This is a genomic window from bacterium (genome assembly GCA_021372515.1).
Lineage (GTDB): Bacteria > Gemmatimonadota > Glassbacteria > GWA2-58-10 > GWA2-58-10 > JAJFUG01.
This window is the reverse complement of the sequence record JAJFUG010000012.1, coordinates 1-3,211: the sequence shown is the minus strand read 5'-3', so window position 1 is coordinate 3,211 and position 3,211 is coordinate 1. Positions and strand designations below refer to the sequence as shown.

Genomic DNA, 3,211 nt, shown 5'->3' with positions numbered 1-3,211 from the left:
GCCGAGAAAACGGTTGAGGTGCGGGTGGTGGCCGCGGAAGATCAGGTTATGGAGCTGCTCGTGCAGCAGGACCGTGAAATTGAACACTGTCACCCCCGAGAGCAGCGCGGCAGGAACAATCACCCAGGGCGTGCGGTAGCGCACCAGGGCCCAGGTGGAGAGGCCCAGGAAAACGAACTGACGGGCCGCCACGATGAGATGCCGCCAGGGCTGCTTACGCTGCAAGCGGGCGGTTTCGTTATGATCGATCGTGTCCTTAAGCTCCTCGCGCAGCTCGCGCGAGGCCTCGGCCCAGAAATATTTCGGCTCGCTCATGGGGTCAATCCAAAATGAGATACATTCTCATGCCATTGGCCCACTGGCACTGTCACTGTATCGCAACAACCTTAGTATTGATTAACGATTCAAAAGCGGCGTGTCAAGACGGCTGGCTGTTTTCAAGCGGGAAAAGGCTTTCAGTACGTGTAATTGTCCGGTGGGCAGGAGGCTGCCCTCCCCTGCCCGGCTCAGATCAGGTAGAGGCTGAAAAACAGCAGCACCCAGACAATGTCCACGAAATGCCAGTACCAGCTCGAGGCGATCACGCTGAAATGACGCTGCTCGTTCATCTGCCCCAGCTCGAGGCGGCCGTAGGTGAGCAGCAGGAACACGATCCCGATGCTCACGTGCAGGCCGTGGAACCCGGTCAGCATGTAGAACATGGTCCCGAAAATGTTGCTCTGGGTGGTGAACTTGTCGAACGTGAGCAGGAGCCCCCACTCGTAGCCCTGGTAGTTCAGGAAGATCAGCCCCAGGGCCACGGTGATCAGAAGGAATGTCTTGCAGCGCAGCTTGTGGCCCTTTTCTATCGCCTTGAGCGCCAGCTCGACCGTGAAACTGGAGAACATCAGGATCAGCGTGGCGATGGCCGGGCCGTGGGTGGACAGCTCCGGAGTGCCCTCCGGCGGCCAGACCGCAAGGTGCAGACGGTGGTAGTAGTAATGCGCGAACAGCCCGCCGAAAATGGCCGCCTCGGAAAGCAGAAAGTACTTGAGGAACATCAGAAGGTCTTTCTGCTGCAGGGAGACGCTTTCCCGGACCACGTCCTCGCGCTTGTCCTGGATCACCGCGCTGGCCCAGCCGATCAGGCAGATCAGTGTGACCGAGGCCCCCGAGACCGCCAGCAGTTCGGCTGAAATGGGGTGTCCGGTGGACCAGGCCACCAGGGCGAACGGGAGCAGGCCCGCCCCCAGCGCCAGGGCAGCCGGCCAGATCGAGCGCGGCGGAAGGTGCACATGAGCGGCAACGGAGGCCGTCTGCGTGCCTGTTAGCGGCTTGTCACTCACTTTGGAGCCTCATTTCGAAAGCAGTGAATCATGCGCCCCGGCGGTCTCGGGGCTCACGTTGAAAAAGGCCACCAGCACCAACCCCAGGATAACCAGCCCCAGGAACAGGCCCAGGGCTATGTTCCGCCGCCGGGTGGCGCTGTCCACCGGCGCTTTAAGCGCGTTCATTTCTCGCTCCCCAGTTTCTGCATCACGCCCGGGTTCCAGTCCGCGGCCCTGGGGTCACGGCGGAACAGGGTGTAGTGCATGGTCATCCGGGTGATCGAGGGGTCGAGGTCCTTGTGGATCGAGAACAGCAGCGGATGCGTGACCTCCTCGTGCGGGGCCAGGATCATGTCCTTGAAGCAGAAACACTTGATCATTGTGTACTTGTCGTTGGCCTCGGCCGGGTAGACACTGTGCACGGGCCGGAAATACAGGGTGTCGTCGCTCAGGTTGACAAAACGGTAATGCACCTCATCCAGCCCGCCGGGATGCATGTCGGCGCGGCTCTTGTCGCTCTCGAACACGATGGGCAGGTTGTCGCTCACCGTGGTGGTGAACAGCACCTTGATACTGCGGCTGGTGTCCTCGCTCGTGGCGGCGGAGTCGACCGCGGCCTTGGCCGCCATCTCGCTGGGCTGCGAGACATTGATCCCCACGGCCGAGCAGAACAGCTTGAACAGCGGCACGTTGGCATAGCCGAACGCGAACATCCCCAGCATCACGGCCAGCAGGATCAAGAGCAGCTTGGTGTTGCGTTTCATTTAATCCTCCGTTGTTATTAACTCCGACTCACTACTCCCCTGCCCCCAATCTCTTTATTGCCCACCCGTCTGTCAAACCGTGCCGGCGTAGCGCAGAAGGCCATCCGCGATGAGGCCGGCGAACACAGCGCACAGATAGAGGATCGACCAGGCGAACAGGTTGCGGCCGCTGGTGGCGCAGCTGTAGCGGCGTGCCGTCCAGGCCTTGCGGCTGAGGAGCGCCCCGAACACCGCCGCGGCGAGCGCGAACCAGAGCCAGTCCAGAAGCCAGGCCACTGCCAGGCTCACCCCGAACAGCACGACCGCGTAGATGAATATCTGGTTCAGGGTGTGCCTCTCCCCGCGCACCACCGGCAGCATCGGCAGGCCGGCGGCGCGGTAGTCCTCGACCAGGCAGAGCGCCAGGGCCCAGAAATGCGGCGGTGTCCAGAGAAAGATTACAAGGCTCATCGCCAGGGGCGCGGCCGTGACTTGACCCGCCACCGCGGCCCAGGCAATCACCGGCGCCATTGCACCGGCCGCCCCGCCGATCACGATATTGAGCGGGGTGCGCGGCTTGAGGTACAGGGTGTAGAAAAGCCCGTAGAACAGCACCGTGCCCAGGGCCAGAGCGGCGCTCAGAAGGTTGAACTCCAGGGCGAAAAGGCCCACCCCGGCTACGCCGATAGCCACGGCGAATGCCAGCGCCCGCCCTGGACTGATCCGCCCCAGTGGCAGCGGCCTGCGGTGCCGGGTGCGGCTCATCAGGCCGTCGATCCGGCGCTCGAAATACTGGTTCAGCGCGTTGGCCGAGCCGCTGATTAAGTAAAGGCCCAGCATCACCAGGACGAACTCTCGCCGGCTTCCCAAAGCGCCGCCCTCCACCACCAGGGCCGCAAACCCGGTCAGCAGCACCAGCAGCATGATCCGCGGCTTGGTCAGAAGGAAATAATCATACAGTTTCAGGCGCATGGTTTCTCAGCTCGAAGTTGATCAGCACAAGCAACATGAAAAGCACGGCTGCCACGGTCAGGTGAAGAATGCCCAGGTGCGCGGGCACGGCCAGCAGCAGGGTGATCACGCCCAGGGCCACCTGAAGCAGCACCAGGGCGGCCAGGGCGCGCAGGCTCAGACGGCATCTTCCGCTCACCCGGTAGCGGA

The 3,211-nt window shown here is 62.5% G+C and carries 6 protein-coding genes; all 6 read right to left on the bottom strand.

Translation table 11 applies throughout. From position 1 onward, the window contains the following. Positions 1-315, bottom strand: a 315-nt coding sequence (locus LLH00_00910; protein MCE5269827.1) for a hypothetical protein, incomplete at its 3' end; no start/stop codon positions are given. Between the two features lie 191 nt (positions 316-506). Continuing rightward, positions 507-1,325 carry a heme-copper oxidase subunit III gene (locus LLH00_00905; protein MCE5269826.1) on the bottom strand — a complete coding sequence of 273 codons (819 nt, stop codon included), beginning with the start codon at positions 1,323-1,325 and terminating at the stop codon, positions 507-509. Between the two features lie 9 nt (positions 1,326-1,334). After that, positions 1,335-1,493, bottom strand: coding sequence for a hypothetical protein (locus tag LLH00_00900; protein MCE5269825.1), 159 nt, complete (start codon positions 1,491-1,493; stop codon positions 1,335-1,337). After that, the gene (locus tag LLH00_00895) at positions 1,490-2,071 is read right to left on the bottom strand and encodes a cytochrome c oxidase assembly protein (GenBank protein ID MCE5269824.1); all 582 of its coding nucleotides are present in this window, start codon (positions 2,069-2,071) and stop codon (positions 1,490-1,492) included. The genes LLH00_00900 and LLH00_00895 overlap by 4 nt, the downstream gene beginning before the upstream one ends. A 72-nt stretch (positions 2,072-2,143) precedes the next feature. Continuing rightward, positions 2,144-3,022, bottom strand: coding sequence for a heme o synthase (locus LLH00_00890; protein ID MCE5269823.1), 879 nt, complete (start codon positions 3,020-3,022; stop codon positions 2,144-2,146). Further along, the coding region (locus LLH00_00885) for a COX15/CtaA family protein (GenBank protein ID MCE5269822.1) at positions 3,003-3,211 on the bottom strand (209 nt) is incomplete at its 5' end. The genes LLH00_00890 and LLH00_00885, both read right to left, overlap by 20 nt.